This window comes from Streptomyces sp. NPDC058157, from assembly GCF_042884105.1.
Classification (GTDB): domain Bacteria; phylum Actinomycetota; class Actinomycetes; order Streptomycetales; family Streptomycetaceae; genus Streptomyces.
Genome location: NZ_JBHVUQ010000024.1, coordinates 1 through 26,254 on the forward strand (window position 1 = coordinate 1; position 26,254 = coordinate 26,254).

General features: G+C 74.6%; 26 protein-coding genes. 10 read left to right on the top strand and 16 right to left on the bottom strand.

Annotated features, from left to right (window positions below; translation table 11 throughout):
• A partial coding sequence (locus tag ACFVXK_RS08855; protein ID WP_389610817.1) for an FAD-dependent monooxygenase occupies nucleotides 1-988 on the bottom strand: 988 nt, incomplete at its 3' end.
• A gap of 337 nt (nucleotides 989-1,325) precedes the next feature.
• Between ACFVXK_RS08855 and ACFVXK_RS08860 the strand changes: the two genes are divergently transcribed.
• The 4 genes from ACFVXK_RS08860 to ACFVXK_RS08875 all read left to right on the top strand — a co-directional run bounded on the left by ACFVXK_RS08860 (nucleotide 1,326) and on the right by ACFVXK_RS08875 (nucleotide 5,953).
• Nucleotides 1,326-2,831 carry an FUSC family protein gene (locus ACFVXK_RS08860; RefSeq protein ID WP_389610818.1) on the top strand — a complete coding sequence of 502 codons (1,506 nt, stop codon included), beginning with the start codon at nucleotides 1,326-1,328 and terminating at the stop codon, nucleotides 2,829-2,831.
• 47 nt (nucleotides 2,832-2,878) lie between these two features.
• Nucleotides 2,879-3,481 (top strand): GNAT family N-acetyltransferase, encoded by a 603-nt coding sequence (locus ACFVXK_RS08865; RefSeq protein ID WP_389610819.1) that lies wholly within the window; start codon nucleotides 2,879-2,881, stop codon nucleotides 3,479-3,481.
• 204 nt (nucleotides 3,482-3,685) lie between these two features.
• Nucleotides 3,686-4,825 (top strand): nitric oxide synthase oxygenase, encoded by a 1,140-nt coding sequence (locus ACFVXK_RS08870; protein ID WP_389610820.1) that lies wholly within the window; start codon nucleotides 3,686-3,688, stop codon nucleotides 4,823-4,825.
• Between the two features lie 54 nt (nucleotides 4,826-4,879).
• Nucleotides 4,880-5,953, top strand: coding sequence for a lactonase family protein (locus tag ACFVXK_RS08875; RefSeq protein WP_389610821.1), 1,074 nt, complete (start codon nucleotides 4,880-4,882; stop codon nucleotides 5,951-5,953).
• A 65-nt stretch (nucleotides 5,954-6,018) separates the two neighbouring features.
• Here the strand turns inward: ACFVXK_RS08875 and ACFVXK_RS08880 are convergent, their stop codons facing one another.
• Nucleotides 6,019-6,939, bottom strand: coding sequence for a sirohydrochlorin chelatase (locus ACFVXK_RS08880; protein WP_389610822.1), 921 nt, complete (start codon nucleotides 6,937-6,939; stop codon nucleotides 6,019-6,021).
• A 186-nt stretch (nucleotides 6,940-7,125) separates the two neighbouring features.
• On the opposite strand from ACFVXK_RS08880, the gene ACFVXK_RS08885 reads away from it, so the two are divergent.
• Nucleotides 7,126-7,803: a uracil-DNA glycosylase gene (locus ACFVXK_RS08885; RefSeq protein WP_365152137.1), complete on the top strand. Its 678-nt coding sequence runs from the start codon at nucleotides 7,126-7,128 to the stop codon at nucleotides 7,801-7,803.
• A gap of 20 nt (nucleotides 7,804-7,823) precedes the next feature.
• On the opposite strand, the gene ACFVXK_RS08890 is transcribed toward ACFVXK_RS08885, so the two are convergent.
• From ACFVXK_RS08890 to ACFVXK_RS08915, 6 genes are all read right to left on the bottom strand, one after another.
• The gene (locus ACFVXK_RS08890) at nucleotides 7,824-8,597 is read right to left on the bottom strand and encodes a class I SAM-dependent methyltransferase (RefSeq protein WP_389610823.1); all 774 of its coding nucleotides are present in this window, start codon (nucleotides 8,595-8,597) and stop codon (nucleotides 7,824-7,826) included.
• A 58-nt stretch (nucleotides 8,598-8,655) separates the two neighbouring features.
• A complete protein-coding gene (locus ACFVXK_RS08895; RefSeq protein WP_389610824.1) occupies nucleotides 8,656-9,864 on the bottom strand; it encodes an aminotransferase class V-fold PLP-dependent enzyme in 1,209 nt (402 codons plus the stop codon).
• Nucleotides 9,857-11,176 (bottom strand): pyridoxal-phosphate dependent enzyme, encoded by a 1,320-nt coding sequence (locus tag ACFVXK_RS08900; protein ID WP_389610825.1) that lies wholly within the window; start codon nucleotides 11,174-11,176, stop codon nucleotides 9,857-9,859. Before ACFVXK_RS08900 ends, ACFVXK_RS08895 begins: the two co-directional genes overlap by 8 nt.
• Nucleotides 11,173-12,687 (bottom strand): Y4yA family PLP-dependent enzyme, encoded by a 1,515-nt coding sequence (locus ACFVXK_RS08905; RefSeq protein WP_389610826.1) that lies wholly within the window; start codon nucleotides 12,685-12,687, stop codon nucleotides 11,173-11,175. The genes ACFVXK_RS08900 and ACFVXK_RS08905 overlap by 4 nt, the downstream gene beginning before the upstream one ends.
• Before the next feature lie 82 nt (nucleotides 12,688-12,769).
• Nucleotides 12,770-13,321 carry a GNAT family N-acetyltransferase gene (locus ACFVXK_RS08910; RefSeq protein ID WP_389610827.1) on the bottom strand — a complete coding sequence of 184 codons (552 nt, stop codon included), beginning with the start codon at nucleotides 13,319-13,321 and terminating at the stop codon, nucleotides 12,770-12,772.
• A gap of 41 nt (nucleotides 13,322-13,362) precedes the next feature.
• Nucleotides 13,363-14,451, bottom strand: a complete 1,089-nt coding sequence (locus tag ACFVXK_RS08915) for a WD40/YVTN/BNR-like repeat-containing protein (RefSeq protein ID WP_389610828.1) — start codon at nucleotides 14,449-14,451, stop codon at nucleotides 13,363-13,365.
• 225 nt (nucleotides 14,452-14,676) lie between these two features.
• On the opposite strand from ACFVXK_RS08915, the gene ACFVXK_RS08920 reads away from it, so the two are divergent.
• Both ACFVXK_RS08920 and ACFVXK_RS08925 read left to right on the top strand, forming a co-directional pair.
• A complete protein-coding gene (locus tag ACFVXK_RS08920) occupies nucleotides 14,677-15,777 on the top strand; it encodes an NADH:flavin oxidoreductase/NADH oxidase (protein WP_389610829.1) in 1,101 nt (366 codons plus the stop codon).
• Nucleotides 15,778-15,900: 123 nt separating this feature from the next.
• Nucleotides 15,901-16,269, top strand: a complete 369-nt coding sequence (locus ACFVXK_RS08925; RefSeq protein WP_389610830.1) for an ArsR/SmtB family transcription factor — start codon at nucleotides 15,901-15,903, stop codon at nucleotides 16,267-16,269.
• On the opposite strand, the gene ACFVXK_RS08930 is transcribed toward ACFVXK_RS08925, so the two are convergent.
• From ACFVXK_RS08930 to ACFVXK_RS08940, 3 genes are read right to left on the bottom strand one after another with little or no spacing between them, the layout of a single operon-like run.
• Nucleotides 16,266-16,715, bottom strand: a complete 450-nt coding sequence (locus ACFVXK_RS08930; protein WP_389610831.1) for a hypothetical protein — start codon at nucleotides 16,713-16,715, stop codon at nucleotides 16,266-16,268. The genes ACFVXK_RS08925 and ACFVXK_RS08930 overlap by 4 nt on opposite strands.
• Nucleotides 16,716-16,750: 35 nt before the next feature.
• A complete protein-coding gene (locus ACFVXK_RS08935; RefSeq protein WP_389610832.1) occupies nucleotides 16,751-18,109 on the bottom strand; it encodes an FAD-dependent oxidoreductase in 1,359 nt (452 codons plus the stop codon).
• Between the two features lie 54 nt (nucleotides 18,110-18,163).
• Nucleotides 18,164-18,820 carry a DUF305 domain-containing protein gene (locus ACFVXK_RS08940; RefSeq protein WP_389610833.1) on the bottom strand — a complete coding sequence of 219 codons (657 nt, stop codon included), beginning with the start codon at nucleotides 18,818-18,820 and terminating at the stop codon, nucleotides 18,164-18,166.
• Between the two features lie 77 nt (nucleotides 18,821-18,897).
• Here ACFVXK_RS08940 and ACFVXK_RS08945 point away from each other — a divergent pair, with 77 nt between their 5' ends.
• Complete coding sequence (locus tag ACFVXK_RS08945; RefSeq protein ID WP_389610834.1) at nucleotides 18,898-20,385, top strand: LVIVD repeat-containing protein; 1,488 nt, start codon at nucleotides 18,898-18,900, stop codon at nucleotides 20,383-20,385.
• A gap of 15 nt (nucleotides 20,386-20,400) precedes the next feature.
• On the opposite strand, the gene ACFVXK_RS08950 is transcribed toward ACFVXK_RS08945, so the two are convergent.
• The 3 genes from ACFVXK_RS08950 to ACFVXK_RS08960 form a co-directional block, all read right to left on the bottom strand.
• On the bottom strand, nucleotides 20,401-21,024 hold the full coding sequence (locus ACFVXK_RS08950) for a TetR/AcrR family transcriptional regulator (protein ID WP_389610835.1): 624 nt from the start codon (nucleotides 21,022-21,024) through the stop codon (nucleotides 20,401-20,403).
• A 106-nt stretch (nucleotides 21,025-21,130) separates the two neighbouring features.
• A complete protein-coding gene (locus ACFVXK_RS08955) occupies nucleotides 21,131-22,066 on the bottom strand; it encodes a M56 family metallopeptidase (protein ID WP_389610836.1) in 936 nt (311 codons plus the stop codon).
• A 101-nt stretch (nucleotides 22,067-22,167) separates the two neighbouring features.
• Nucleotides 22,168-22,752 carry a DUF5134 domain-containing protein gene (locus tag ACFVXK_RS08960; protein WP_389610837.1) on the bottom strand — a complete coding sequence of 195 codons (585 nt, stop codon included), beginning with the start codon at nucleotides 22,750-22,752 and terminating at the stop codon, nucleotides 22,168-22,170.
• Nucleotides 22,753-22,894: 142 nt separating this feature from the next.
• Between ACFVXK_RS08960 and ACFVXK_RS08965 the strand changes: the two genes are divergently transcribed.
• On the top strand, nucleotides 22,895-23,434 hold the full coding sequence (locus tag ACFVXK_RS08965) for a GNAT family N-acetyltransferase (RefSeq protein WP_389610838.1): 540 nt from the start codon (nucleotides 22,895-22,897) through the stop codon (nucleotides 23,432-23,434).
• Between the two features lie 51 nt (nucleotides 23,435-23,485).
• Here the strand turns inward: ACFVXK_RS08965 and ACFVXK_RS08970 are convergent, their stop codons facing one another.
• Together ACFVXK_RS08970 and ACFVXK_RS08975 are read right to left on the bottom strand one after the other, a co-directional pair.
• Nucleotides 23,486-24,178 carry a glycerophosphodiester phosphodiesterase gene (locus ACFVXK_RS08970; RefSeq protein WP_389610839.1) on the bottom strand — a complete coding sequence of 231 codons (693 nt, stop codon included), beginning with the start codon at nucleotides 24,176-24,178 and terminating at the stop codon, nucleotides 23,486-23,488.
• A 190-nt stretch (nucleotides 24,179-24,368) separates the two neighbouring features.
• A complete protein-coding gene (locus ACFVXK_RS08975) occupies nucleotides 24,369-25,007 on the bottom strand; it encodes a helix-turn-helix transcriptional regulator (protein WP_389610840.1) in 639 nt (212 codons plus the stop codon).
• A 50-nt stretch (nucleotides 25,008-25,057) separates the two neighbouring features.
• On the opposite strand from ACFVXK_RS08975, the gene ACFVXK_RS08980 reads away from it, so the two are divergent.
• Nucleotides 25,058-26,200, top strand: a complete 1,143-nt coding sequence (locus tag ACFVXK_RS08980) for an LLM class flavin-dependent oxidoreductase (RefSeq protein WP_389610841.1) — start codon at nucleotides 25,058-25,060, stop codon at nucleotides 26,198-26,200.
• The last annotated feature ends 54 nt before the right edge of the window (nucleotides 26,201-26,254 follow it).

Sequence of the window (26,254 nt, forward strand, 5' to 3'; positions counted from 1 at the left end):
GGTTCCAGGCGTCCTGGACGCCGGTGTTCATCCCCTGCGCCCCGGTCGGCGGATGGATGTGCGCCGCGTCCCCGGCGACGAAGACCCGGCCCGAGGCGTACCGGTCGACGATCCGGTGGCTGATCCGGAACACCGAGGACCAGCGCATCGCCGAGGCGGTCACCGGACGGGGCGCCATCCGGTCCAGGACCGCCTGGACGTCGGCGAGGGCGGGGGCCCGGGAGCCCTCCAGCCCGTGCGCCACCCCGTCCCCCGCGGCCGGCGCGGGGGACACGGAGAGCTCCGGCGGCACCGGCATGGACATCCGGTAGCGGCCCGGGCCCGGCAGCGGGACGCAGACCAGCAGGTCGTCGATCCTCCCGTCGGCGCCGTGGCGCACGGCGCGCACGGCGTACCCGTACGGCAGGTCCCAGTCGGCCTCCACGTCGGCGAGCATGTACTCCTCGGGGAAGGCCCCGCCCGCGAAGTCCAGCCCCAGCCCCTTGCGCACGGTGCTGTGAGCCCCGTCACACCCCACCAGGTACCGGGTCCGCAGCTCCTCGCCGCCGCCCCGTCCCGTCAGCAGGACGGTCACCCCGTCCTCGTCCTGGGTGAAGGACACCAGCTCGGTGTCCCGCTCGATCCCGGTGCCGAACCGGGCCAGGGCGGCCTCCAGGATCCGTTCCGTCTCGTACTGCGGCAGCGCGGCGAACCCGTACGGCACCTCGGGCGGCAACGCCAGGCGCACCGGCTCCTGCTCCACGCCGTCCACATAGGCCAGCTGGCCGCGCAGCGGGACCGCCGCGTCCAGGACGTCCGCGACCATCCCCGCCCGGTCCCACAGTTCCAGGGTGCGTGGCTGGATCCCGACCGCCTTCGCGTAGGGCAGCCGGGCCGGCAGCCGGTCCACGATCCGGCAGGACACCCCGCGCCGGCGCAGTTCCACCGCCGCTGTCAGCCCCACCGGGCCAGCACCCACGACCAGCACGTCCACCGCTCCGCGGTCCATGCGTCCATCGTGTCCACCGGCCCGCGGCCCCCGCCACCGGACGTGCCGCGGGACCCCTGCCGCCGCCTGCGCGCACGGCCGATCCGTTGGCCTCCCCATGGCCGGAAACATCCGCGTCCGGGGGTGCCAATGGCCCAGCGCGGGCAGCCCGCCTTGAGCCAATGCCCCTGCGGATGCTTATCTGTGTCGTATCCATGTACTTTCGGCGCCGCGCAGCGCCGGCCGGCAACGACGCCGGACCGGAGCGCGGCGCCTTCGCCGTGCCCGTACGCCGCCCACCACCCCCGGGCGGACACCGGCCCGGCGCGCACCACTCCGAGGGGGGCGGCACACCGCCATGAAGAGGATGTTCACGGCTCCGGATCCGGGGCTCGCCAGGCTCAGGAACTCGACGCGCGCGGTGATCGGCACCGGGCTGGCCGTCGCCGTCGCCGAACTGGCCGGGCTCTCGCTGACCGCGTCCATCACCGGCGGCCTCGCGGCCCTGCTCGCGCTGTTCACCGTCCTCGACACGGACGTCCGCGCCCAGCGGGTGACCACCGCCCTGCTGCCCGTCGCCGGCTTCCCCGTGCTGGTCCTGGCCACCTCCCTGCACGGCATGCCGCCCGTGCGCGACGCGGCCTGGCTCGCCGTCGTCTTCGCCGGGGTCTACGCCCGCCGCTGGGGGCCGCGCGGGCACGCCCTCGGGATCTTCGGCTTCATGATGTTCTTCGTCACCCAGTTCCTGCACGCCCGGCCCGCCCAGCTGCCCGAGCTGTTCGCCGCCGTCGCCCTGGCCCTCCTGTCGGCCGGGACCGTGCGGTTCGTGCTGTGGCCCATCGAGCGCCGCACGCCCCCGGCCGCCGCCCCGCCGCCGCTGCCCGGCACCGGCCTCGCCCGGCCCACCACCCGCCAGGCCTTCCAGGCCACCGCCGCCTGCGGCTTCGCCCTGGCCCTCGGCCAGATCCTGTCCGAGGACCGCTGGTACTGGGCCGTCGGCACCGCCTGGTGGATCTTCGTCAACACCGCCTCGCGCGGCGAGACCCTGGTCCGCGGCTTCCGCCGGGTCCTGGGCACCGTCACCGGCATCGCCGCCGGCCTGCTGATCGCCGTACCGCTGCACGGCGCCCCCGCGCCCACCGCCGCCCTGGTCGCCGTCTGCGTCTTCGGCATCTTCTACACGGCCGCCCCCTCCTACTCCTGGATGATGTTCTTCGTCACCGTCATGGCCGGGCTGCTCTACGGGCTCCTCGGCGTGCTCCACCCCGGGCTGCTGCTCCTGCGCTTCGAGGAGACCGCCGCCGGCGCGCTCGGCGCGGCCCTCGGCGTCACCCTGATCCTCCCGGTCACCACGCACGCCGCCAACGACGCCTGGATCCAGCGCGCCCTGCACTGCGTACGGGCCTCCACCGCGGCCTCCCTCGACCGCCTCGCCGGCGACCCCGACGCCGATCCCGCCCCGCACGCGGCCGAACTGGAACTCCTGCTGGCCCGGGTCCGGATGGCGCTCGCCCCGCTGGTCCACCCGCTGAGCCCGCTGCGCGCCCGCAAGGCCCGCGCCCGCCAGGTGCTGGCCCTGCTCGACGACTGCGCCCGCGAGGTGCGCGGGCTGGTCTCCGTCGCCGCCGACCCCCAGGCCTCCCACGACGCCCGGCTCGCCGCCGCCTGCTGGCGGGTCGAGGCCGCCGTGGAGGCGCTCACCGCCCCGCAGGGCGCGGCGGAGACCGGCGCCCCCGCCACCCCGGCCGGCCCCGCGGGGGCGGAACCGGCCCTCGCGCACCTGCACGGCCTGGAGACGGCCCTGGCCGCCCTGGCCACCCCGCTGCGCACCGACCCCCGCGCCCCCCTGGTCGTCACCGCCTGACGGCAAACCGCCCCCGGGCGCGGACGGGCCGGAGTACGGTCGGGGCCATGACCACCCCAGGCGCCCCGCCCGTCGAGTACCGCACCGCCCGCCCCGGGGACCGGGCCGCCATCGAGGCCCTCGACGGCTCCTTCCGCACCCGGACCGTCTTCGAGGTGGAGTCCTCCGCCGACGGGTTCGCCCTCCGGGAGGTGCCGGTGGACCCGCCGCTCCACAAGGTCTTCCCGCCGGAGGAGCCCGACGAGCCGGACGAGCCCGGGGGCGCCGGGGGCGCCGGGGACGCCGGGGAGCCGCAGGGGGACGGCACCGGGCACGCACGGACCTTCGTCGCCCTCGACGGCGGCGCCCTCTGCGGGTTCGCCGCCGTCCGCTACGCCCCGTGGAACCGGCGCCTGACCGTCGAGGACATCGAGGTCGCCCCCGCCCACCGGGGCCGCGGCATCGGCCGGGCGCTGATGGACCTGGCGGCCGGCTTCGCCCGCGAACGCGGCGCCGCGCACCTGTGGCTGGAGGTCAGCTCCGTCAACGCCCCCGCCGTGCACGCCTACCGGCGGATGGGCTTCTCCCTCTGCGGCCTGGACACCGCGCTCTACGACGGCACCTCGGCGGCGGGGGAGCGGGCGCTGTACATGAGCCGGCCCTGCGGCTGAGGCTCCAACTCCCGCAATGCCGGGGATGGTACGACTCCCTGCACCCCAACCGCAGGCCAATGCCTGAAGATCACTCGGAGGAGTGTTCCGTCGGCTCCGGGCACCCGGCGCTGACCTGCGGCATGTACAACGGGTGATTGTTCATTGCACATTCATCCGGCAAGTACAGGGTGGATCTGTCCGGACAGGGGGTAACCGCCCGGAATGGAAATTCTGCAGAAGCACTCGAGCGAGGCTCAGGTGTGGGAGGAAGCCGAGGAGTTCATCCGGCTCTTCCACCGGGAGAATCCGCAGACCGGTGATCCGCGCGCCCGGCTGGCCGCCGTACGGGCCGAGCTCGCGGAGACCGGCACCTACCGCCACACCCCCGAGGAACTGGTCCACGGGGCCCGGGTCGCGTGGCGCAACAGCAACCGCTGCATAGGCCGGCTCTACTGGAACTCGCTGCGGGTCCGCGACCGGCGCGGGCTGACCGACGCCGAGGACATCGCCGCCGAGTGCTTCGAGCACCTGCGCGAGGCCACCAACGGCGGCCGGGTCCGGCCCACGATCACCGTCTTCGCCCCGGACGCCCCGGACCGGCCCGGCCCGCTGATCTGGAGCGAGCAGCTGGTGCGCTACGCCGGCTACGGGGACCATCCGTCGATAACCGTCGGCGACGCCCGCAACAGACCGCTCACCGAAGCGCTGCTGAGGCTCGGCTGGGCCGGCGGCGCGGGCACCCCGTTCGACCTCCTCCCGCTGGTGGTCCAGGGCGTCGACGACAAGCCCCGCTGGTTCGACACCCCCGCCGACGCGGTGCTGGAGGTGCCGATCCGCCACCCCGACGGGCACGACGACTGGTCGGACTGGGGACTGCGCTGGCACGCGGTACCGGCCATCTCCAACATGTGCCTGGAGGTCGGCGGCATCCACTACCCGGCCGCCCCCTTCAACGGCTGGTACATGGGCACCGAGATCGGCGCCCGCAACCTCGCCGACACCGACCGCTACAACCTCCTTCCGGCCGTCGCCCGCCGGCTCGGCCTCGACGTCTCCAGCGACCGCTCGCTGTGGAAGGACAGGGCCCTGGTCGAGCTCAACCGGGCCGTGCTGGACTCCTTCGACCGGGCCGGGGTCACCATCGCCGACCACCACAGCGAGTCCCGGCGGTTCCTCTCGCACCTGGAGCGCGAGGAGCGCAAGGGCCGCGAGGTGGGCGCCGACTGGTCCTGGATCGTCCCGCCGATCTCCGGCGCCGCCACCCCCGTCTTCCACCGGACCTACGAGGACCGGCCGAGCGCGACCGCGTACGTCCACCACGACGGCGCGCAGGAACGGGCCTGGGGACGGGACTTGGTCTAGACCTTCTGTTACGGTCGGCTCGGAACGGATCCGGGACGGCGGAGAGGGGCACCGGTGGACGGCGCGCACAGCACGGACCACGGCGGCGGACACCGGGCCTACATCGGCTCGTTCACCTCGGGGGGCGGCCGCGGTGTCCTCACCGCGGCCGTGGATCCGGCCACCGGAGCGCTGACCCCGCTCTCGGCGGAGGGCTCCCTGCCGGACCCCTCGTACCTCGCGCTCGACCCGGCCACCGGCGTGCTCTACGCGGTGAGCGAGACCGAGCGGGGCGCGGCGGGCGCCTTCCGCCCCACCGCCGCGGGGCTCGCGCCGCTCGGCGCCCCCGCCCCGGTCGGCGGCTCGGGCCCCACCCACCTCGCGCTGGCCGGGGGGCGGCTGCTGACCGCCAACTACACCTCCGGCAGCGTCAGCAGCCTGCCGCTCGCCGCCGACGGCAGCCCCGCCGGACCCCCCGCCGTCCTGGAGTACGAGGGCCGCGGCCCCGACCCCGACCGCCAGGCGGGCCCGCACGCCCACCAGGTCCTGGCCGACCCCACCGGGCGCTGGGTCCTCGGCGTGGACCTCGGCACCGACGCGGTACGGGTCTGTGCGCCCGACCCGGCCACCGGCGGGCTCCGCGTCCACGCGACGGCCGCCCTGCGCCCCGGGAGCGGCCCGCGCCACCTCGCCTTCCATCCGGCCGGCGCGGTGGTCTACGTACTGCACGAGCTGGAGCCCCTGCTGACCGTCTGCCGCTGGGACGCGGACGCCGGGCGGCTCGACCCGGTCGGGGAGGTCGCCGTCGCCCCGGCGGGCGTCCGGGACGGCGTACGGGCCCACCCCTCGGCGATCACCGCCTCGCCCGACGGCCGCTTCCTGTGGGCGGCGGTGCGCGGCACCGACACCCTGGTCACGTTCTCGCTCGCCGGCGGCCCCGAGGAGCCGCGGCCCACGAGCACGGTCGGCTGCGGCGGCCACTGGCCGCGCGACCTCACCGCGGACCCCTCGGGCCGCCGCCTCTACGCGGCCAACGAACGCTCCGGCGACGTCACCTGGTTCGACGTGGACCCCCGCACCGGCAGGCCGGTCCGCGCGGGCTCGCTGCCCGCCCCCGCGGCCTCCTGCGTGGTCTTCGCGGCCCCCTGAACCGCCGGGACAGGGAGAGGGCCCGCCCGGGAACCGTCCCGGGCGGGCCCTCCGCGTACCGCGTCCTACTGCGCCGGAGCGCCCAGCTGGAGGCCCAGGGCCGCGCTGTACTGGGCGACGGCCAGCTTGCCGAGCGCCGAGTAGGCGCCGAGCACCTCGGCGGTGGCGCAGTCGGCCTCCTTGCAGGCCGTGTCCAGCAGCCCCTCGGCCGCCTCCGGGCCGATCAGGTAGGGCGCCAGCGCCAGCTGCACCGCACCAGCGCCGCGCAGCTCGGCGGCGACCGAGGCCACCGAACCCTCCTGGTCGAGGGCGGCGGCCATCACGGGCACCGCGAGCCGGGCGGCCAGCAGCATGCCCGTGATCCCGGCGGCCTGGACGGCCTCCTCGCCGCCGGTGGTGGCCAGGATGATGCCGTCGGCGGCGGTGGCCACGGTGAACAGCCGGGCGCGGTCGGCGCGGGCCAGGCCGGCCTCCGAGAGGCGCACGTGCAGGCCCTCGGCCAGCAGCGGGTGCGGGCCGAGGACGTCGGCCAGCTCGGCGGCGGCCGAGGAGTCCATCAGCGCCTGGCGCATCCGGCGCAGCAGGTCGGCGTCCGGGCCGGCCAGCAGGGGCACGACCACGGCGTCCGGACCGGTCGGCGCGGGCACCTCGTGACCGGCGGCGCGGGCGAAGTCCGCGCGCACGCTGCGCTCGTCGGCGACGGCGTTCAGCACGCCGGACAGCGACGGGAACTCGCTGCCCTCGCCGTCCTCGCCCTCCAGGTAACCGATCCGGGCCTCCAGGCCGGGCAGCTCGGAGCGGCCGATGCTGATGATCTCTTCGGCGAGCCCCCGGGAGGCGGCCGAGGGGGCACCGGGCACGGCGAGCACCAGCGCGGGCGCGCCCTCGGGCGCCACCGCGGGCTCGGGCCGGCGGTGCCGTCCGGTCTGGCGGGGTCGCGGCATTCGTACGGGCAGGCCGTTTGCGGGCCCAGTGGGGGAGCTCATGGCGCCGCATGCTACTGGCTTATCGGAACCAGGTGTTCGGGCAGGGCCCGTCCAGGTGGCATCTGTCCTCATTTATCCGTTGAAGGTGATACACGGTTCAACCGGATCAACTGACGGACGGCGAGCACCAGTCGACGGAACGTGCCGGTAACGGCCTGTCAGTGTGACCCAGTAGAGTGACGCAGCGTGGCACCACGACCCTTGAACGAACTTGTCGAAGCGGGCTGGGCGAAGGCCCTGGAACCCGTCGCACCCCGCATCGCGGGCATGGGGGACTTCCTCCGCGCCGAGATAGCGGCCGGCCGGACCTACCTGCCCTCCGGGCCGAACGTCCTGCGCGCGTTCCAGCAGCCCTTCGACGACGTCCGCGTACTGATCGTCGGACAGGACCCCTACCCGACGCCCGGCCACGCCATCGGGCTGAGCTTCTCGGTCGCCCCCGAGGTGAGCCCGGTACCGGGCAGCCTGGAGAACATCTTCCGGGAGATGCACACCGACCTGGGCCTGCCCCGGCCCTCCAACGGGGACCTCACCCCGTGGACGCGGCAGGGCGTGCTCCTGCTCAACAGGGCGCTGACGACCGCCCCGCGCAAGACGGGCGGCCACCGCGGCAAGGGCTGGGAGGAGGTCACCGAGCAGGCCATCCGGGCGCTCGCCGCCCGCGGCAAGCCGCTGGTGTCCATCCTCTGGGGCCGCGACGCGCGCAACCTGCGGCCGCTGCTCGGAAACCTCCCGGCGATCGAGTCGGCGCACCCCTCGCCCATGTCGGCCGACCGGGGCTTCTTCGGCTCCCGCCCCTTCAGCCGGGCCAACGAGCTGCTCGTCGGTGGCGGCGCCCAGCCCGTGGACTGGCGCCTGCCCTAGGGTTCGCCGCCCGGCCGCCGTCAGCGGACGGCGGCCAGGACGTGGCTCGGGCCGACCTGCCAGACGACCCCCACGTCCGCGAAACCCGCCTCGCGCAGCAGCGTGACGTGGCCGGACACGGTGAGGTCGTTGCCCTCGCACGGGGCGCGGCCGGCCTCGCCGCCGCGGTGGAGCAGGGGGGCCAGCTCCGGGTCGCCGGCCGCGCCCGCCCACCAGGACTCCCAGTCCTCCTCGTGCCCGCAGTCCGCGTTGCGTTCGGCGTGGCGGCGCCCGACGTCCCGGGCGAGTTCGGACATCCGTACCGAGTCCGGGCTGATGTGGTCGCCGTTGACCAGGATCCCGCCGGGCCGCAGCAGCCCGGCGAGCTCCCCGTACACCTGCCGCAGGGTCGGCTCGCCGAGATAGTGGAGGGCGGTCGTCGACACCACCGCGTCCGCGGGACGCCCCAGACCCAGCCGGCCCACCCAGCCCGGCTCGCCGATCAGCGTGTTCACGAAGCGCACGGTCCGGCCGTAATGGGCGCTGCCGAGCTCCAGCAGCAGCGGGTCCGCGTCCACCGCCAGCACCTCCGCGCCCGGCAGCCGGGCGGCCAGCCGCGCGGCCAGGCAGCCGGGCCCGCTGCCCAGGTCGAGCACCAGCGGCGCGGCCCGGCCGCCCGCCACGTGCTCGACCAGGTCGGCGATGACCGCGAACCGCTCCTCGCGGTCCACCGCGTACCGCCGCTGCTGGCGCTCCCAGCGCTCCACCCACCGCGCCGCCGTTCCCGTACTCACGCCGCCCGTGCCCGCACCCATGCCCGCGCCCATGCCGTTCGCACTGCCTCCGCCACCGAAGCCGACCCGCTCATGGAAATCATTGCAGACTGGCGAGGGCGGCGAGGAGCGCTTCCACCTCCTCGGGGGTGTTGTGCACGTGCAGGCTGACGCGGACCGAACCCTCGTCCGCGTCCCGGCCCGCCTGGCAGTGGCCGTCCGTGCGCACCATGAACCCGCCGCTGAAGAGGATGAAGCCGAGGTCGCGGGCGTCGATCCCGCGGTGCCGGAAGGTCACCAGGCTGCGCCGCCGCTGGACCCGCGACCCCGCCGCCAGACTGGTCCGGCAGCCGAGCACCTCGTAGGCGTCCATCCGGTCCAGCCCGTCCGTCAGCAGCGCCGTCAGCGCCACCGTCCAGCGCTCGATCCGCCCGAGACCCGCCGCGTCCAGCCAGTCCAGCGCCGCCGCCAGGCTCGCGATCCCGGCCGTGTTGGGGGTCCCGCTCCAGCCGCCCGGCCGCAGCCGCGGGCCGCGCAGCCCCCGGGCCCAGACCGCCCCCGTCCCCGGCAGGGCCATCGCCTTGTGGCCGGAGAACACCACGAAGTCGACGTCGAGCCCGGCCACCGAGACCGGCAGGTGCCCGACGCTCTGCGCCGCGTCCAGACAGATCGGCACCTGCGGCCCGACCACCTGCCGGATCCGGTGCACGTTCATGTCGACGCCGTAGACGTGGTGGACGTGCGTGACGGCCACGAAACGGGTCCGGGGCCCGGTGACCGCCGCCAGCGCCCGCGGATCGTAGTCCCCGGAAGCCGCCTGGTACGGCAGCTCCCGGACCCGGATCCGCACCCCCTGGCGGGCCAGCAGGTCCCGGGCCTCCAGCCACGGCGAGAGGTTCGCCTGGTGGTCGGCGAACGGTACGACGATCTCGTCCCCGTCGACGAGCAGGGACGGCAGCCAGTCCCGGGCGACCGTCCGCAGCCCCTCGGTGGTCCCGCTGGTGAAGTGGACCGAGGAACGCTGCGGATCCGGATCGCCCAGGAAGCGCTTGACCCGCTCCCGCGCCCCCTCCACCAGGGCGGTCGTGGTGTTGGCCCACGGGTAGGAGCCGCGGGCCGCGTTGGCGTTGGAGGTGGTCAGGTACGTCTGGACGGCGTCCAGGACGGGCCGGGGCTTCTGCGAGGTCGCGGCGCTGTCCAGGTAGACCAGGCCCGGCTGTCCCGCGAGGATCGGGAACTGGGCGCGCAGCGGCCGCTGCCAGTCGGCGAGGGCCGCGAGTTCGGCGGCGGGGCCGGCCACGTCAGTCACGCACCAGGGGAGCGCCGGCGTCCCGCCAGGCGATGATCCCGCCGGCCAGGCTGCGCACGTCCGGGTGTCCCATGCGGGTCAGCAGGGCCGCGTACCGGGCCGACTTCTCGCCCACCGGGCAGGCCAGCAGGACCGGCCGGCTCCGGCCGAACGGCAGCCCGCCGCGCAGGAGTTCCTCGAAGATCCCGTCCACGATGTTCACCGACCCCTCGATGTGCAGCGCGGCGTACGCGAAGGGCCCGCGCAGGTCGACGACCAGCGGCTGCCGCTCCGCGATCCACTTGCGGGCCTCGTCCACCCCGATGACGGCGGCCGAGGCCACCTCCGCCTCGGTCAGCGCGGCCACCGAGTTCCGCGCGGGTGCCTGCCCCATCAGGTCCGGGCGGCGCCGCCGGATGTAGCCGACGTAGCTCTCCACCCGGTCGCACACGATGAACACGGCCGTCCTGCGCTCCGTCAGCCCGGCGTCCAGCTCGCGCAGATGGCGGACCGCGCCGAAGTACGCGGCCCCGCCGGTCGGCCCGGCGAGCAGGCCGCAGCGGCGCAGCAGCGTCAGCATCCCCTCGATGGCCTCGTCGGAGCCCACCGGCTCCAGGGTGTCGTACGTCGCCGGGTCGAAGATGCCGACCTCCTGCACCTCGTCGATGGTGCGGATGCCCGGGATGAAGTCCGCCTTCTCCCCGACCAGGCCGACGACGCGCACCGCCGGGTCGTGGGCCCGCAGCGCCCGCGCCACCCCGGTGGAGGACCCGGCCGTGCCCACGCAGGCGACGAAGAAGTCGGGCGCCCGGCCGTCCAGGTCGGCGATGATCTCCGGGCCGGTCCCGGTGGCGTGGGCCTCGGTGTTGAGGGCGTTGAAGTACTGGTCGGTGTGCAGGTGCGCGCTGCCGGGGAGGTTCAGCTGCCGGTGGAAGAGGGTCAGCGGATCGTCCTCGTCGGTCGGGTCGAGGCATTCGCTGCGCCCGGGGAGCTCCTCGATCTCGGCGCCCAGCAGCAGGAGCAGGTCCTTGACCTCGGGGATCCGCATCCGGTTGGTGACGCTCTTGAACGGCAGCCCGTGCAGTCCGGCGATCAGGGCGAGGGCCTTGGCGGTGTTCCCGCTGGAGAGTTCCACGACCGTCTCGCCGCGCTCCGCCGCGCCGGCGAGCCCGTCGCGGGTCATGTTCCAGGCGGCCCGGTCCTTGAGCGAGCCGAAGGGGTTGAGCATCTCCAGCTTGGCGTAGAGGTCGATGTGGCGCAGGCCGTGTACGGCCGGGTCGATCCGGACCAGCGGTGTCCCGCCGATGGCTTCGGTGATGCTGTCGTACCTCATCCCTGCGCTTCCCCCGTACGTGTGAGAGGCCAGTACTGCTCGTCCAGACACCACTGCCAGTCGCCGTCCGCCCCCTCCCGGTGGACGGCGACCTTGCGCGCGAGGGGCTGTCCCTGGGCGCGGGTCGCACCGAAGTCCATGCAGTACCCGGCGGTGTTGGCGAAGGCGAGGAGGTCGCCGGGGCGCGGCCGCCGGGGCAGGAACACGGTCCGGCGGGTGATCAGGTCCGCCTCCAGGCAGAGGTTGCCCATGAGGTGCACCGCGACCGGGGCCCCGGCGCCGGGCGGGGCGGGGGCGCGGGGCAGGAGGACCGGGTCCACGAGGACGCCGTGGTCCTCCAGGCCGACGTCGCCGGCGTTCAGCGCCAGCCGGACCAGGTTCTCCCCGCTGTCGGAGGTCCGCACCTCCAGGACCCGGCCCAGGGTGAGCCCGCACTGGTCGGCCAGGGCGCGGCCCGGTTCGGCGTAGAGCTCGTAGAGGCCCTCCAGCAGCAGGGTGCCCAGGGGGCGGCCCAGGCGCGGGGCCGGGAGGGAGAGGAGTTCGTCGAGGTAGCCGGGGCCGACGGCGGTGCGGTGGGCCGGGTAGAGGCCGAGCGCCCCGCGCAGGGTGCCGTTCTCGGCGCGCAGGCCGTAGCCGTGGCCGCCCCAGGTCAGGGGCGGCCGGGTGCCCAGCACGGCGCGGGTCAGCTCGGTGGTGTAGCGCTCCCACTGGGCCGCGTGGGCCAGGTAGCCCACGCCGAAGCCGCCGCCGACGTCGACGGCCCGGGGCTGGAAGCCGCGTACGGCCAGCTCCTCCATGGCGTGCAGGCAGCCCTCCAGGGCCGTCGCCTTCTCCTCCACGCCGGTGGTGTCGAGGTGGTAGCCGACGCCGACGGGCTCCAGCTCGCCGCGGTGGCGGTCGAGGACGTCGAGCAGCCGGTGCAGGGACTTCACGGGGGTGCCGAAGCGGCTGCGGCGCGAGAGCCGCCGGGCGCCGGCCGCCTCGAACCCGGACAGCCGCAACAGCACGCGCAGGCGCGGCAGTCCGTGCGCCCGCACCAGGGCCGCCGCCCGCTCCAGCTCGTCCGGGCCGTCGGCGTTGACCAGGGTTCCGCTGCGGGCGGCGAGCCAGAGGAACTCGGGGTCCTTGGGGCCGGTCGCCATGAGCTCGGCCCCGGCGAACCCCGAGCCCAGGGCGTGCCGCAACTCCCCGAGGGAGGCCGCGTCGAGGGCCGCGCCGGTGGTGGTCAGCCGGCGGACGAGGGCGCTGGAGCGGTTCGTCTTGTGCGCGAAGAAGATCCGCCCGGTGAGCCGGTGGCGGGCGAACACCTCGCGGAAGGCGCGGACGTTGTCGGCGATCTGGTCGGGCAGGATCACGTTGAGGGGCGATCCGAGGGCGTCGACGAGGCCGTGCAGGAACGCCGGCGATTCCAGCAGGGCCGCCGTGCGCGGTGCGAGCCTCGGTTCCAGGTACAAGGGGGGCGACAGGGAGCCGCTGTGCGAAGGGCCGCCGTACAGGGGGTCGTTGCTCATCCCAGCTGTTCCTCTCCGCCGAGGAATGCGTACCGGTGTCGGCAAACGGTCATAAGACCGTAACCCCCGCGGGGCATTTTTGTCAGAGGACGAGGGTCATCAGGATCTCGTCCCGGTCGTCGCCGGGCGCGACCCGCAGCGCGCCCGGCCAGCGGCCGATTTCCGTCCAGCCCAGTCCCCGGTAGAAGCCTTCCAGCCCGAGGCCGCCGCGCACGGCGATGCCCAGCCGCTCCAGGCCCATGTCCTCGCGGGCGACGTCCGCGGCCCGGTGCATCAGGGCGGTGGCGATCCCCCGGCCGCGCAGCCGGGGGAGGGTCTGCACGTGGTTGACCGTGCCGCGGTGGGCGACCAGCGGGTGGCGGTCGCGGCGGACGACCAGCCAGCCGGCGAGTGCGCCGCCGGCGGTGGCGACCACCATCCTGGCGAGGGCCGGGTCGAGCGCGCGGACGAGCCCGTCGACCACGGGGGCCACGTGGGAGCGGCTCACGGGAGGCAGCGGGAACTCGGCGGCGATGACGGCGCCGCCGGAGTTGACCACCGCCTCCCAGCAGTCGGCGAGTTCCTCCCGGAGCCCGGGGCGGACGTCTTGGGGCCGGGTCAACTGCCGCAGTTCCACGGGCTCGTACGCGTTCATGCCGGTCAGCCTCCCAGAAGGCGGGCCCCCGGCGCGGGAGGTCAGGGCAGTACGGCGGCCCGGACGCAGAGCACGTCCGGGAGGTGGTCGGCCAGCAGCCGCCAGCTGTCGCCGTCGTCGTCGCTGGCGTACAGCTCGCCGTTGCGGTTGCCGAAGTAGACGCCGGCCGGGTCGGCGTCGTCCGTGCACAGGGCGTCCCGCAGCACCGTGCCGTAGTGGTCCCCGTCGGGCAGGCCCTTCGCCAGCGGTTCCCAGGTGGCGCCGGCGTCGCGGGTGCGGAAGACGCGGCAGCGGTGTCCGGCCGGGACCCGGTCGGAGTCGGCGTTGAGCGGGAAGACGTAGGCGGTGTCCGCCCGGTGGGGATGGGCGGCGACGGCGAAGCCGAAGTCGGAGGGCAGGCCGGAGCCGATGTCGGTCCACTCGGCGCCCGCGTCGTCGCTGCGGTAGACGCCCCAGTGGTTCTGGAGGTAGAGCCGGTCCGGGTCGCCGGCGTCCTGGGCGATCTTGTGGACGCACTGGCCGAACTCCGGGTGCGGATCGGGCAGGAACACGGCCGATACCCCGTGGTTGGCCGGGGTCCAGCTCGCGCCGCCGTCCCGGGTGCGGAACACGCCGGCCGTGGAGACCGCCACCGTGACCGCCGCCGGGTCGGCGGGGTGGGTGATCACCGTGTGCAGGCCCTCCCCGCCGCCGCCCGGCACCCACGCGGAGCGGGTCGGGTGCTCCCACAGGGGCCGGACCAGCTCGAAGGACTCGCCCCCGTCGGCCGAGCGGAACAGCGCGGCCGGCTCCGTCCCCGCGTAGACCACCCCGGGGGCCTCCGGGCCGGCCGGGCACAACTGCCAGATCCGCTCCAGGGAGGCGCCGGTGTCCTTGGGGAACCGGACGGCGGGCGCGGCGGGCTCCTGCCAGCTCGCCCCCAGGTCGTCGGAGCGGAACACCGACGGCCCCCAGTGCGTGCTGTCCCCGGCGACCAGCAGCCGGGGTACCGGGCCCCGGGTGTCGACGGCCACCGCCGAGACGGCCTGGGCGTTGAACTGCGGCCCGTCCCATCTCCAGGGACCGGTGCCCCGGCGACGGCCGATGAACAGCCCCTTGCGGGTCCCGGCGAGCAGCATCACGTCGGTCATGGCCGACACCTCCGGACGTCCTTGTCCTGTTGCGGGCGCTTTCCCGCCAGTCTGCACCCACCCACCGACAAGGCCCGCCGAAGCAGGGCCGAGGACTCCCGGCGCGGGATCGGGCACCTGTTGTACGGGAGGTCTCGTACTACGAGAGATTTCGTAGTACGGTGTTTCTCGTACTTAGTGCCGCACCGACCGCCGGTGCGCGTCCGGTGACATCTGGAGAAACCCATGAGTGCCGCACCCGCTGCCTTCGCCGCCCTTTTCCAGCCCTACACCCTCCGCTCGGTGACCATCCCGAACCGGATCTGGATGGCGCCGATGTGCCAGTACAGCGCCGAGGCCTTCGGCCCGAACGCCGGCGTGGCCCTGGAGTGGCACTTCGCGCACTACGCGGCCCGCGCCACGGGCGGCACCGGCCTGATCATCCAGGAGGCCACCGCCGTCTCCCCGGAGGGCCGGATCAGCCCCTACGACCTCGGCATCTGGAACGACACCCAGGTCGAGGCCCTCCGCCGGATCACCGCCTTCGTCAAGTCCCAGGGGGCCGTCCCCGGCATCCAGATCGGGCACGCGGGCCGCAAGGCCTCCACCGACCGGCCCTGGAACGGCGGGGCTCCGGTCGGCCCCGAGGCGCACGGCTGGCAGCCCAGCGCCCCCAGCGCCGTGGCGTTCGACGAGGGCCACCCCGTGCCGCACGCGCTCACCGCCGAGGAGATCCACGAGATCACCGGCCAGTTCGCGGCCGCCGCCGGACGCGCCCTCGCGGCGGGCTACGAGGTGCTCGAGATCCACGGCGCCCACGGCTACCTCATCGGCGAGTTCCTCTCCCCGCACAGCAACCGCCGCACCGACGCCTACGGCGGCTCCTTCGAGAACCGCACCCGCCTCGCCGTGGAGGTCGTCGACGCCGTCCGCGCGGTGTGGCCGCAGGAGCTCCCGCTGTTCTTCCGCATCTCCGCCACCGACTGGCTGGAGGAGGACGGCTGGACCGCCGACGACACGGTCCGGCTGGCCGCCGTGCTGAAGGAGCACGGCGTGGACCTCCTCGACGTCTCCACCGGTGGCCTCGCCCCGCACGTGAGGATCCCGACCGGCCCCGGCTACCAGGTGCCCTTCGCGGCCCGCGTCAAGGACGAGACCACCCTGCCCGTCGCGGCCGTCGGGTTGATCACCGAACCCGAGCAGGCCGAGAAGATCCTGGCCAACGGCGAGGCCGACGCCGTCCTGCTCGGCCGGGAACTGCTGCGCGACCCCTACTGGGCCCGCCGCGCGGCCGCCGAGCTGGGCGCGCAGATCCAGGTCCCCGGCCAGTACCGGCGCTCCTGGTGACCCGCGGGCGGCGCGGGGCGCGCCGGGGCCCCGCGCCGCATCCGAGCCGGTCGTACGAAGGTTCTCGTACCATGGAACCCCGGCCCGGAGCCCCGGCCGGAACCCGAAGGAGCGGAGCAGGACATGACGGAACGTGACGCGCCCCGTGCCCTCGCCCACCCGGAGCCGGAGGAGATCCGCCTGGAGGGCGTCCTGCACGCCCTCTCCGACCCGCTCCGGTTCTCCATCGTGCGCGAGCTGGCCGACCGGGACGTCGAACTGGCCTGCTCGGACTTCGTCCTGCCGGTCACCAAGTCCACGACCACGCACCACTTCCGCGTCCTGCGCGAGAGCGGGGTGGTCCGCCAGACCTACCGCGGCACCGCCAAGATGAACGGCCTGCGCCGCGAGGAACTCCAGTCCCTCTTCCCCGGCCTCCTCGACACCCTCCTGACGGCCGCCTCCGCCCAGGAGTCCCGACTGGGGGAGCGGGATCCGGAAGAGGCGGCCTAAGAGCGGGCTTCCATGCGGTGCAGCAGGGCGCCGTCCGGGCCGTAGACGTCGATCCGGTAGCCCCCGCCCAGGGGGACACCCTCCTTCGACGTGAGGAAGCCGGTGACCGAGGCGTTCTGCTCACGGAAGCGGGCGTCGTCCGGGTCCGCGTTGCGGGAGCGGACCACCAGGCGCGGTACGCCGTCCGCTCCGGGGGTGTGCTCGATGGCGTACACGTCGGGGTCCCCGCCGGCTGCCCGGTAGCGTTCCGCGAGTGCCACGGCCTGCGGCGGCGCGGCGGTGCCCGTGACGGTGGGGCCGGGTCCCGGCGTCCCGGCGGTGGTGGCGGCCGGTCGGTCCGTCCGGTCGGGGACGGTGCCCGCCTCCTCCGTGCAGCCCGTCAGGAGCACCCCGCAGGCCAGCGCCGCCAGCACCCCGCACGTGCCCTTCCGTAACGCCTCGCCCATTCCAACTCCCTTGACCGGTAACGGAACCGGCCACCCTATGCGAGGCCCGCCGCCGCGTGCAGGCCCGCCCAGTCGGGGATCTTCACCGAGCGGCGGCCCAGGGAGCGGCCCAGGGCCTCCTCCGCCGCCTCGATGGCCAGCCAGCCGCGCCATTCCACCGGGCGCAGCCCCGCCGCCCGCAGGGCGTCCAGGGGGTCGCCGGGCAGCTCGCGGCGGGCCAGGGCGCCCGCGTCCTGGAGCAGGGAGGAGACGGTCTCCTTGGCGCAGGGGCGGTTGGTGCCGATCACCCCCGTCGGGCCCCGCTTGATCCAGCCCGCCACGTACTCCCCGACCGAGGCCCGCCCCGCGCGGACCACCCGGCCCGCCGCGTGCGGCACGGTGCCGGTGGCCGGGTCGAAGGGCAGGCCGGGCAGGGGCACGCCCAGGTAGCCCACCGAACGCAGCACCAGCTCGGCCGCCACGTCCTCGTACACGCCGGTCCCGCTCACCCCGCCCCGGCCGTCCGGCGCGGTCCGCTCGAACCGCATCCCGCGGACCCGGCCGTCCGGACCGCCCAGTACCTCCACCGGGCGCAGGTAGAAGCGGAGCGCGATCTCCCGCCGGTCCTCCCCGCCCGCCTCCGGGCCCTCGGCCCAGCCGCGCAGCACCTCCAGGTTGCGCCGGGCCACCGCCGGCAGGGCCTGCGCCGCGGCCGGGTCCGCGTACGCCGGGTCGAGGGCCAGCTCGGCGGCGCCCGCGCGGGTGTCCACCCCCGGCAGGGTGCCCAGTTCGCGGAGCTCCTTGGTGGTGAACTTGGCCTGCGAGGGGCCGCGCCGGGCCACCATCGCCACCGTCCGCACCCCGCTGTCCGCCAGCGCGCCGAGCGCCGGCTGGGGCATGTCGGTGGGCGCCAGCTCCGGCGCGCCCCGGGCCAGGATCCGGGTCACGTCCACCGCGACGTTGCCCGCCCCCACGACCACCGCGGAGCGGACCCCGCCCAGGTCGAAGGAGCCCGCGTCGGGGTGTCCGCTGTACCAGGACACGAACGCCGTCGCGGAGTGCACCCCGGCCAGTTCCTCGCCGGGGATCCCCAGCGTCCGGTCCCGGGCCGCGCCCACGCAGTACACCACCGCGTGGTACAGCTCCAGCATCCGGGCGGTGGTCAGCGGCGCGCCGCCGACCTCCACGTTCCCGAGGAACCGGATCCGTTCGTCCTCCAGCACGGAGCGCAGGTTTCCGGTCAGCGACTTGATCTTCTCGTGGTCGGGGGCCACCCCGTACCGGACGAGGCCGTACGGGGCCGGCAGCCGGTCCAGTACGTCGACCCGTACACCCGGGACCTCGCGCTGCCCGACCAGGGTCTGGGCGGCGTAGACCCCGCTGGGGCCCGAGCCGACGACGGCGACACGAAGCACGGCGGAACTCCCTCCCGCGGATGCTCCCCAGCATGACACCGGCCCCCGGGCCCGTCAGCCCATCGCGCGCATCCGGTGTACCTCGGCGCTCTGGACGGCCACGACCTCGTTCGCCATCTCCTCGACGGCGCCGTTGTTGCCCTGGGCCAGGGCCTCGCCCGCCATCTTCAGCGCCCCCTCGTGGTGGGCGGTCATCAGCGAGAGGAACAGCCGGTCGAAGTCGGCGCCGCGGGCCTGCGTCAGCTCCCGCAGCTGCTGTTCGGTGGCCATGCCGGGCATCGCGGCGTGGTCGTGCCCGCCGGGGTCCGCGGCCGGGGCCGGGTAGCGGGTCTGCCACCGCTCCATGGCCCCGATCTCCGGCCCCTGCGCGGCCGCGATCCGCTCGGCGAGCCGTCTGACCCCGTCCGCCGAGGCGCGTTCGGGGGCCAGGGCGCTCATGGTCAGGGCCTGCCGGTGGTGCTCGATCATGCGCCGTACGTAGGACCGGTCGGCGGCGTTGGGGCTGTCGTCGGGCCGCTGCCGGGCGGCCTGGCCGGGGGAGAGGGTCCGGGACTGCTCGCCGGGCCGGCCCGGGGCGACCACCACCGGCGAGCCGTCACCGGCGCCCCGCGGGGCGTCGCCGTCGGCGGTGCAGGCGGTGAGGGTGAGGAGGAATGAGGCGGCCAGCGCCGCCCCCAGGAATCGGCCGAGTAATGCGTTTGCCATGTCCATGGAAAGGAAGATACTGCCGGGGTCCAGGTTCCGCTTCCCCACCGGGAACGGAGCACAGGGCCCCCACGGGAGGCACAATGACCTTGCTGCACACCGTCAGAGTGCGCCACCGGAGTCTGGGGGCGGCCCTGGCGGCCGCCGGACTCCTCACTACGCTCCTCGCCGCCGCCGGACCGGCGGCAGCCAGCCCCGACCCCGGCGACTCGTCCCCGGGCGCGGGCTCCCGGCAGAGCGCGGACCTCGCGCCGGGCCGCGAACTCGCCCCCGGGGAGATCCCAGGCCAGGACGAGGTCGTGCACAGCGCCAACGTCAAACCCCTGGCCAACATCCCCGACGCGGCCCTCAAGGGCATCAACTCCGACCTGGCGTTCCAGGGCCGCTACGCCTACGCGGGCAACTACGACGGCTTCACGATCTACGACATCGCCGACCCCAAGGCCCCGAAGATCGTCACCCAGGTGCTCTGCCCCGGCGGCCAGAACGACGTCTCGGTCTCCGGCGACCTGCTCTTCCTCTCCACCGACTCCTCGCGCAGCGACGACTCCTGCAACAGCGTCTCGCAGCCGGCCACGGAGAAGTCCTCCTGGGAGGGCATCAAGATCTTCGACATCAAGGACAAGAAGAACCCCAAGTACGTCAAGTCCGTGGAGACGGCCTGCGGATCGCACACCCACACCCTGGTGCCGGGCGGCCGCGACATCTACCTCTACGTCTCCTCGTACTCGCCGAGCGAGGCCTTCCCCGACTGCCAGCCCCCGCACGACGGCATCTCCGTGGTCAAGGTCCCGAAGAAGGACCCGACCAAGGCCGCCGTCGTCGGCTTCCCGGTGCTCTTCCCGGACGGCGGCAACCCCGGGGCGCCCACCAACCCGGGCGTCTCCAAGACCACCGGCTGCCACGACATCACGGTGCTGCCCTCCGAGGACCTGGCCGCGGGCGCCTGCATGGGCGACGGCATCCTCTTCGACATCAGCGAGCCCGAGCACCCGAGGGTCATCGACCGGGTCCAGGACAACGTGAACTTCGCGTTCTGGCACTCGGCGACCTTCAACGAGGACGCGGACAAGGTGGTGTTCACCGACGAACTCGGCGGTGGCGGCGCCGCCACCTGCAACGAGGCCACCGGACCCAACCGGGGCGCCGACGGGATCTACGACATCACCGGCACCGGCGACCAGCGCAAACTGGTCTTCCGGGGCTACTTCAAGATCCCGCGCCACCAGGCCGACACCGAGAACTGCGTCGCCCACAACGGCTCCCTGGTCCCCGTCGGCGACGGCCGCGACATCATGGTCCAGGCCTGGTACCAGGGCGGGGTCTCGGTCTGGGACTTCACCGACTCGGCGCGGCCCAAGGAGATCGGCTACTTCGAGCGCGGCCCGCTGACCACCGACCGGCTGGGCCTGGGCGGCTCCTGGTCGGCGTACTACTACAACGGGCACATCTACTCGAACGACATCGTCAAGGGCCTCGACGTGCTCCGGCTCGACGACCGGCGGACCGACGGCGCCAAACGGGTGTGGATGGACCGGCTCAACGTCCAGACCCAGCCCGAGTACCACTGACCGCAGCCGGGAGGTTCACGGAGGAAACGTTCCGCCGGGCGGTCCGCCGTCCGGCGGGAACCCCTGCTCCCACTCCAGTCCGTACCGTTGGAACAGCTCGGCCCGCAGTCGCGCCGCCGGCATCGGGGCGCCCGGCAGCAGGACCGCGACCACCGCCCCCATCAGCAGTGCGCGCAGCATCGGGTAGTCGGTGTCCACGTCCGCCGAGCCGTACCGGGTGACGGTCTCCCGGAGCAGCTGTGCGAGCCGCTGCTGCTCCGGGCACTGGATGAAGCCCTCCGCCTGGAGGATCCCGGCCATGTGCGTGCGCATCAGCCGGGGCTGGTCGCGGGCCAGCCCCAGGATCGAGTCGACCGCCCGGGCCAGCCGCTCGCGGCCGTCGTCGGTGCGCGGTGCGCGCTCCAGGGCCTCCTCCAGCGTCAGGTGCATCAGCCGGTGCACCGCCGACTGGAGCAGCTGCCGCTTGCCGGGGAAGTAGTACGACACCAGGCCGCGGGCGGCGCCCGCCCGGTCGGCGATGTCGCCGAGTTTGGTGGCCTCGTAGCCGCGCTCGGCAACCAGTTCGACCGTGGCCTGCAGCAGCCGCTCCCGGGAACGTCTGCGCAATTCTTCATTGACCGATGCGCTGCGCGGGGACATGCTTACTCCTGCGTTGACTGGCTCCGAGTCAATATACTCAGCGCGAAGCCGTCGGCCCGAGGCGACGCGGGGGATCGCCTCGGGCGGGCGCGTCCGAGGGGCCGGATCAGGCCAGCGCGCTGAGTCCCGGTACGAACGCCACCACCAGCGGTACCGCGGGCAGCAGGGTGGCCAGGGCCGTGAGCCGCAGCCGCCGTCCCGCCGACAGGCGCGGGGTGGCCGACAGCAGACGCCTTACCCGCTCCGGCACGTGGGCCTGCGCGGAGGCGGGGCCGAAGACGCCCCGGTCCTCGTTCAGGCCGACCAGCGCGAGGGCGATGGTGAGGCGGCCGTAGCGCCGCGAGGCCACGTCGTCGGCGGCCAGCTCCACCAGCCGGTCCATCTCCGCCTCGAACGCCGCGAACACCGGCACCTGCGGGAACCCCCGCGACAGCGCCCGCGAACAGTGCAGCAGCCAGTCGTGCCGCGCCGCCACGTGCCCCTGCTCGTGCGCCAGCACCGCGTCCAGCTGGCTGCCCTTGAGCCGCCCGAGCGCCGCCGTCGTCACCACCAGCCGCGGCGCCGGCCCCGGCTGCCACCAGGCCTCCGGACGCGGGCCCTCCAGCACCACCAGCCGCGCCGCCGCCGGGTCCTCGCCGGGCAGCAGCGGCGCGCGCAGCCGCAGCTCGGCCCCCCGGGCACGCCGCCGCGCCCGCGCCCGCAGCACCTCCCGGGTCAGCATCGCCCCGGTCCACAGGCCCCCGCAGGCCAGGACCAGGGCCGTCCCGGCGGCCCAGGGCCCGCCGTCGGGGCCCAGCCCGTACGCGTCCACCACCCCGTGCGGGGCGGCGGCGAACAGCCGGGCCCGCACCTCCTGCCAGGCGGCGGCCGCGCTCAGCAGCATCGACAGCCCCAGGCACAGCAGCGTCGCCCCCACCACGCACTGCCACGCCCACAAGGCCACCACGGGTTCCCGCTCGGGCCACTGGGCGCGGGCCAGCAGTCGGGGCGCGAGGAACGCGGTCAGTGCGCCGAGCAGCAGAAGGGCGGCGGGGACCATCATGTCCGCCAGCCTATGAGCGCCGGGCTACCTACGGGTAGGGGCCGGGGCATTGGTGACGCAGGACACGTTCCGGCGCCCGCCGGACGCGCCCCGCGCCCCCGTCACATGGTCAGCAGCATCGCCAACATGCCCGTCCCCATGGCCAGTCGGCAGGCCCGGACGAGTTCCCCCGCCCCGCCGGCCTCCGCCCCCGGGGCCCCCGGCCCGCCCTCGCCCCCCGTCACGGACAGCACGCCCCCGGCCGTCACCAGCCGGGCCCCGCCCCGCAGTACGTACCCGGCGTAGTACAGCAGCAGGACCCCGGTCACCACCGGCAGCCCGGCCTGGCCGTGCCCGTGCCCGTGTCCGCTTCCGGCGGCCGTCGCCAGTGCCATGTAGGCCATCGCCAGCGTGCCCACGAGGTGGTGCGCGTGGTGCATCCCGCCCCGCAGCAGCCACAGCGCGTGCACCGCGGCCCCGCAGCAGACGGCGACGAGGACCTGGGGGCCCCAGGGGCCGGTGCCCGAGGGCACGGCCATCGCCGCCATCCCGAAGCCCATCACCGCCTCGCCGGCGACCATGCCCCGCACCGCCCGGTCCGCTCTGCGGGCCCGCAGCAGGCAGTACGCACCGCTCACGGCGCAGAGCAGCACCAGCAGCCAGGCGGAGACGGCGGAGGCGGAGAGGGGCGGCGCGGATCCGTGCACGGCGGAACCTCCCGGTTCGTCGGCGTCACGGGAAGGGATGCCCTGCTCACACCCCCTTCACGCGGGACCGGGTTACGCTCTCTGCGACGCCCGCGGCATGTCATATGCCGCTGATCTGCCGCCGTACCGAACGGAGCGCCCGATGTCCACCGCCCAGCCCGCCGCCCTGAGCTTCCGCAGCGCCGTGGAGGAGGACGTGCCGGCCCTGGTGGCCCTCGTCGAGTCCGCCTACCGCGGTGACGCCAGCCGGGCCGGCTGGACGACCGAGGCCGACTACCTGGACGGGCAGCGCACCGACCCGAGCGGGGTCGGCGCCATCATCGCGGACCCGGACAGCACGCTGCTGGTCGTCGAGCGCGCCGGCGAGCTCGTCGCCTGCTGCCAGCTCGAACACCGCGGGGACCACGCCTACTTCGGCATGTTCGCCGTACGGCCCGGGCTCCAGGGGGCCGGCCTCGGCAAGGAGGTCATGGCCGAGGCCGAGCGCCGGGCCCGCGAGGACTGGAAGGTGTCGGAGATGCGGATGACCGTGGTGAACGTACGGGAGGAGCTCATCGCCTACTACGTGCGCCGCGGCTACCGGCGCACCGGCGAGCTGAGCCCCTTCCCGTACGGAGACGAGCGCTTCGGCATCCCGCTCCGCGACGACCTGGCCTTCGAACTGCTGGTCAAGGCGCTCTGACGGCCGCGGCGGCGAGCGCGGCCGGGGCCGTCAGGGGGCGCCGGGAGGGGCTCAGGCCGTGAACCGGCCCGTGCTGCGGACCTCCGGGAAGTCCGTGGCGGCGCCGTCCAGTTGGAGGGCCCGCGCCAGCCGCAGCAGGTCCAGGCTGTTGACGGACCAGCCCGTCACCCGCAGCCCCGCCGCGTGCGCCGCCTCCACCGCCTCCAGGGTCAGCCTGCGGACGTCGGCCGCCACGGCCGCCGCCCCCGCCGCCCGGGCGAGCCCGACCAGTTCGCCGGGGTCCGCGCCGGGCCGCTCCACGCGCAGCGCCGTGCGCACGCCCGGCACCCGCCGGGCGACCCCGGCCAGCACCTGCGCGTCACCCGAGGCCACCTCCACCCGGGCGGCCAGGTCGGCGCGCAGCAGCAGCTCCACGAGCGCCCCGGCGGCGGCCGGATCCTGCACCGAGACCTGGAGCGGGATCCGGACGGCGTCCAGGACCTCCTCCAGGACCGGCACCCGTTCACCGTGACCGGCGTCCAGTTCGCGCAGCTCGGCGAGGGTCAGGTCGGCGACGGCGCCCGCGCCGTCCGTGGTGCGGTCCACCTCGGCGTCGTGCAGGACGACGAGGACGCCGTCCTTGCTGAGGCGCACGTCCAGTGCGATGACGTCCATCCCGCAGCGTTCCGCCCGGATGAACGACCGAAGGGTGTTCTCCGGTTCCACACCCATGACCCCGCGGTGACCGATGGTGAGGAAAGTCAAGGTTCTCTCGCTTCCGTCGACGGCGGCTCCCGGCGCGGTCGCGGTGTCCCGACCGGCCGCGCCCGGTGAGGACGCATGCTAGTGCGCGCCGCGCGCGTTGGGACCGGGCGTGCAGCGGCCCGCGGAAGCCTTCCGGCCGCTTCCCGTCAGGGGTGTGGGACCGGCGGGGCGCCCGGGCCGCCCCTTCGCGTCACCCGGGGGTGGGCGCGTCCCCGCCGGCTTGACGCCCCGCCCGCGCGGGGCGGGCTCCCGCCGGGCCCTGCGCCTGCGCCAGGTCCGCCAGCAGGGCCTCGCCCAGCTCCAGTTCGGCCAGGTGCTGACGTTCGGCCCAGCGCAGGGCGAGGACGGGGAAGGCCCACTCCGGAACGTCGGCCGCGTGCCCCATGGCCTCCCGTACGGCCGCCAGTTCGGCCCGGGTGCGCTCCAGGTGGTCCGCCACCATCGCCCGCAGCCGCTCCGGCTCCGACAGGTGTCCGAGCCAGATCCGCAGCAGCAGCCCGTGCTTGAGCACCGGCGGCCCCGCCTCGGCGGTGTCCGCCGCCCAGCCCGCGAGGGCCTGGCGTCCGGCGTCCGTGATGGCGTAGCGGCGCTTGGCGCGGAGCTCCTCCGGGCCCGAGCGGGCGGAGGAGGCGTACCCGAGTTCCTCCAGCCGCCGCAGTTCGGCGTAGATCTGGCTGATGGCGGGCGACCAGTAGAAGAAGCGGAGGGAGGAGTCCGCCCACTTCTTGAGCTCGTAGCCGGTCCGCTCGCCGGGGAAGGACAGCAGCCCGAGAACCGCCCACGCGGTCGGCGGGAGGTCTTGCTTCTTCGCGATATGACTACTAGTCATATTTCTAATCGAAGCAAGACCGGGCACGGGACGCATCTCTGGAGGCATCGTTGAAATTCTCCGTGATCTTCGAAGCTCAGCTGGCCGACCCCACCGTGGAGCGGGAGCACCAGGTCATCCGCGACTGCGTCGAGCAGGCGGTGTTCGCCGAACGCATGGGATTCGACCGGATCTGGGCCGTCGAGCACCACTCGTTGAAGTGGTACGCCCACATGAGCGCACCGGAGGTCTTCCTGAGCTGGGTCGCGGCCAGGACGCACACGATACGCATCGGGCACGGTGTGGTGTGCATGCCCTTCGGCTTCAACCACCCGGTGCGCGTGGCGGAACGTGCCGCCATGCTCGACCTGCTCTCCGGCGGCCGGGTGGACCTCGGCGCCGGACGCGGCGGCACCCTCCAGGAGACCTCCTTGTGCGGGGTCGACCGCGACCGCACCGAGGCCGAGGTCGAGGAGGCGCTGCGGATCATCGGCCGGGCCTGGCGGGAGGAGGAGCTGGAGTACCACGGCGAGCTGATCGACATCGACCCCCACCCGGTCCTGCCGCGCCCCGCGCAGGCCCCGCACCCGCCGCTGTTCCTGGCCTGCAGCCGCGCCGAGACCCTGGTGAAGGCCGCCGAGCTGGGCATCGGAGCCCTGGTCATGGGCTTCGCCGGGCCGGAGTCCATCGCGGGGATGCGGGCCGTCTACGACACGGCGCGCGCGGAGCGCGACGGCAGCCGCTTCGTGTCCTCCGCGGTCAACGACCACTTCTCGGTGCTCTGTCCCACCATCGTGCTCGACGACCCCGAGGAGGCCCGCCGCATCGGCATCCGCGGGCAGCGCTTCTTCGCCCAGTCCATCGGGCACTGGTACGGCGGCGCGGGCGTCCCGGACGAGGCCGTGGTGGCGGGCGCCGACGAGGCGGCGGAGCTGCGCCGGGCCGCCGAGCAGGTGGTGGCCCGGCTGCACGAGCAGGACATCCCCGTCCGGCCGACCTCCACGGCCACCTTCAACGCCGACCACGCCTACGGGAGCGCGGACGAGGCCATCGCGTACGTGGAGCGGCTGCGGGAGGCCGGCGCGGACGAGGTGATGTGCCTGGTCCAGATGGGCACCGTGCCGCAGGAGGCCTGCCTGGAGACCCTGCGCCAATGGGGCGAGAAGGTCATCCCGCACTTCCGGGCAGGGGTGAACCCGCGCTCCGGCGATTAGGCCGAACGCTACGCCGATCACTAGGCGGAGTGGTGGATTCCACCGTGAGTAACG

Excerpts from the sequence above, each read along its gene's own strand:
- ACFVXK_RS08860 (WP_389610818.1), top strand. The coding sequence starts at position 1,326 with ATGAAGAGGATGTTCACGGCTCCGGATCCGGGGCTCGCCAGGCTCAGG.
- ACFVXK_RS08865 (WP_389610819.1), top strand. The coding sequence starts at position 2,879 with ATGACCACCCCAGGCGCCCCGCCCGTCGAGTACCGCACCGCCCGCCCC.
- ACFVXK_RS08870 (WP_389610820.1), top strand. The coding sequence starts at position 3,686 with ATGGAAATTCTGCAGAAGCACTCGAGCGAGGCTCAGGTGTGGGAGGAA.
- ACFVXK_RS08880 (WP_389610822.1), bottom strand. The coding sequence starts at position 6,939 with ATGAGCTCCCCCACTGGGCCCGCAAACGGCCTGCCCGTACGAATGCCG.
- ACFVXK_RS08890 (WP_389610823.1), bottom strand. The coding sequence starts at position 8,597 with ATGGGTGCGGGCACGGGCGGCGTGAGTACGGGAACGGCGGCGCGGTGG.
- ACFVXK_RS08900 (WP_389610825.1), bottom strand. The coding sequence starts at position 11,176 with ATGAGGTACGACAGCATCACCGAAGCCATCGGCGGGACACCGCTGGTC.
- ACFVXK_RS08905 (WP_389610826.1), bottom strand. The coding sequence starts at position 12,687 with ATGAGCAACGACCCCCTGTACGGCGGCCCTTCGCACAGCGGCTCCCTG.
- ACFVXK_RS08910 (WP_389610827.1), bottom strand. The coding sequence starts at position 13,321 with ATGAACGCGTACGAGCCCGTGGAACTGCGGCAGTTGACCCGGCCCCAA.
- ACFVXK_RS08915 (WP_389610828.1), bottom strand. The coding sequence starts at position 14,451 with ATGACCGACGTGATGCTGCTCGCCGGGACCCGCAAGGGGCTGTTCATC.
- ACFVXK_RS08920 (WP_389610829.1), top strand. The coding sequence starts at position 14,677 with ATGAGTGCCGCACCCGCTGCCTTCGCCGCCCTTTTCCAGCCCTACACC.
- ACFVXK_RS08925 (WP_389610830.1), top strand. The coding sequence starts at position 15,901 with ATGACGGAACGTGACGCGCCCCGTGCCCTCGCCCACCCGGAGCCGGAG.
- ACFVXK_RS08930 (WP_389610831.1), bottom strand. The coding sequence starts at position 16,715 with ATGGGCGAGGCGTTACGGAAGGGCACGTGCGGGGTGCTGGCGGCGCTG.
- ACFVXK_RS08940 (WP_389610833.1), bottom strand. The coding sequence starts at position 18,820 with ATGGACATGGCAAACGCATTACTCGGCCGATTCCTGGGGGCGGCGCTG.
- ACFVXK_RS08945 (WP_389610834.1), top strand. The coding sequence starts at position 18,898 with ATGACCTTGCTGCACACCGTCAGAGTGCGCCACCGGAGTCTGGGGGCG.
- ACFVXK_RS08950 (WP_389610835.1), bottom strand. The coding sequence starts at position 21,024 with ATGTCCCCGCGCAGCGCATCGGTCAATGAAGAATTGCGCAGACGTTCC.
- ACFVXK_RS08955 (WP_389610836.1), bottom strand. The coding sequence starts at position 22,066 with ATGATGGTCCCCGCCGCCCTTCTGCTGCTCGGCGCACTGACCGCGTTC.
- ACFVXK_RS08965 (WP_389610838.1), top strand. The coding sequence starts at position 22,895 with ATGTCCACCGCCCAGCCCGCCGCCCTGAGCTTCCGCAGCGCCGTGGAG.
- ACFVXK_RS08975 (WP_389610840.1), bottom strand. The coding sequence starts at position 25,007 with ATGACTAGTAGTCATATCGCGAAGAAGCAAGACCTCCCGCCGACCGCG.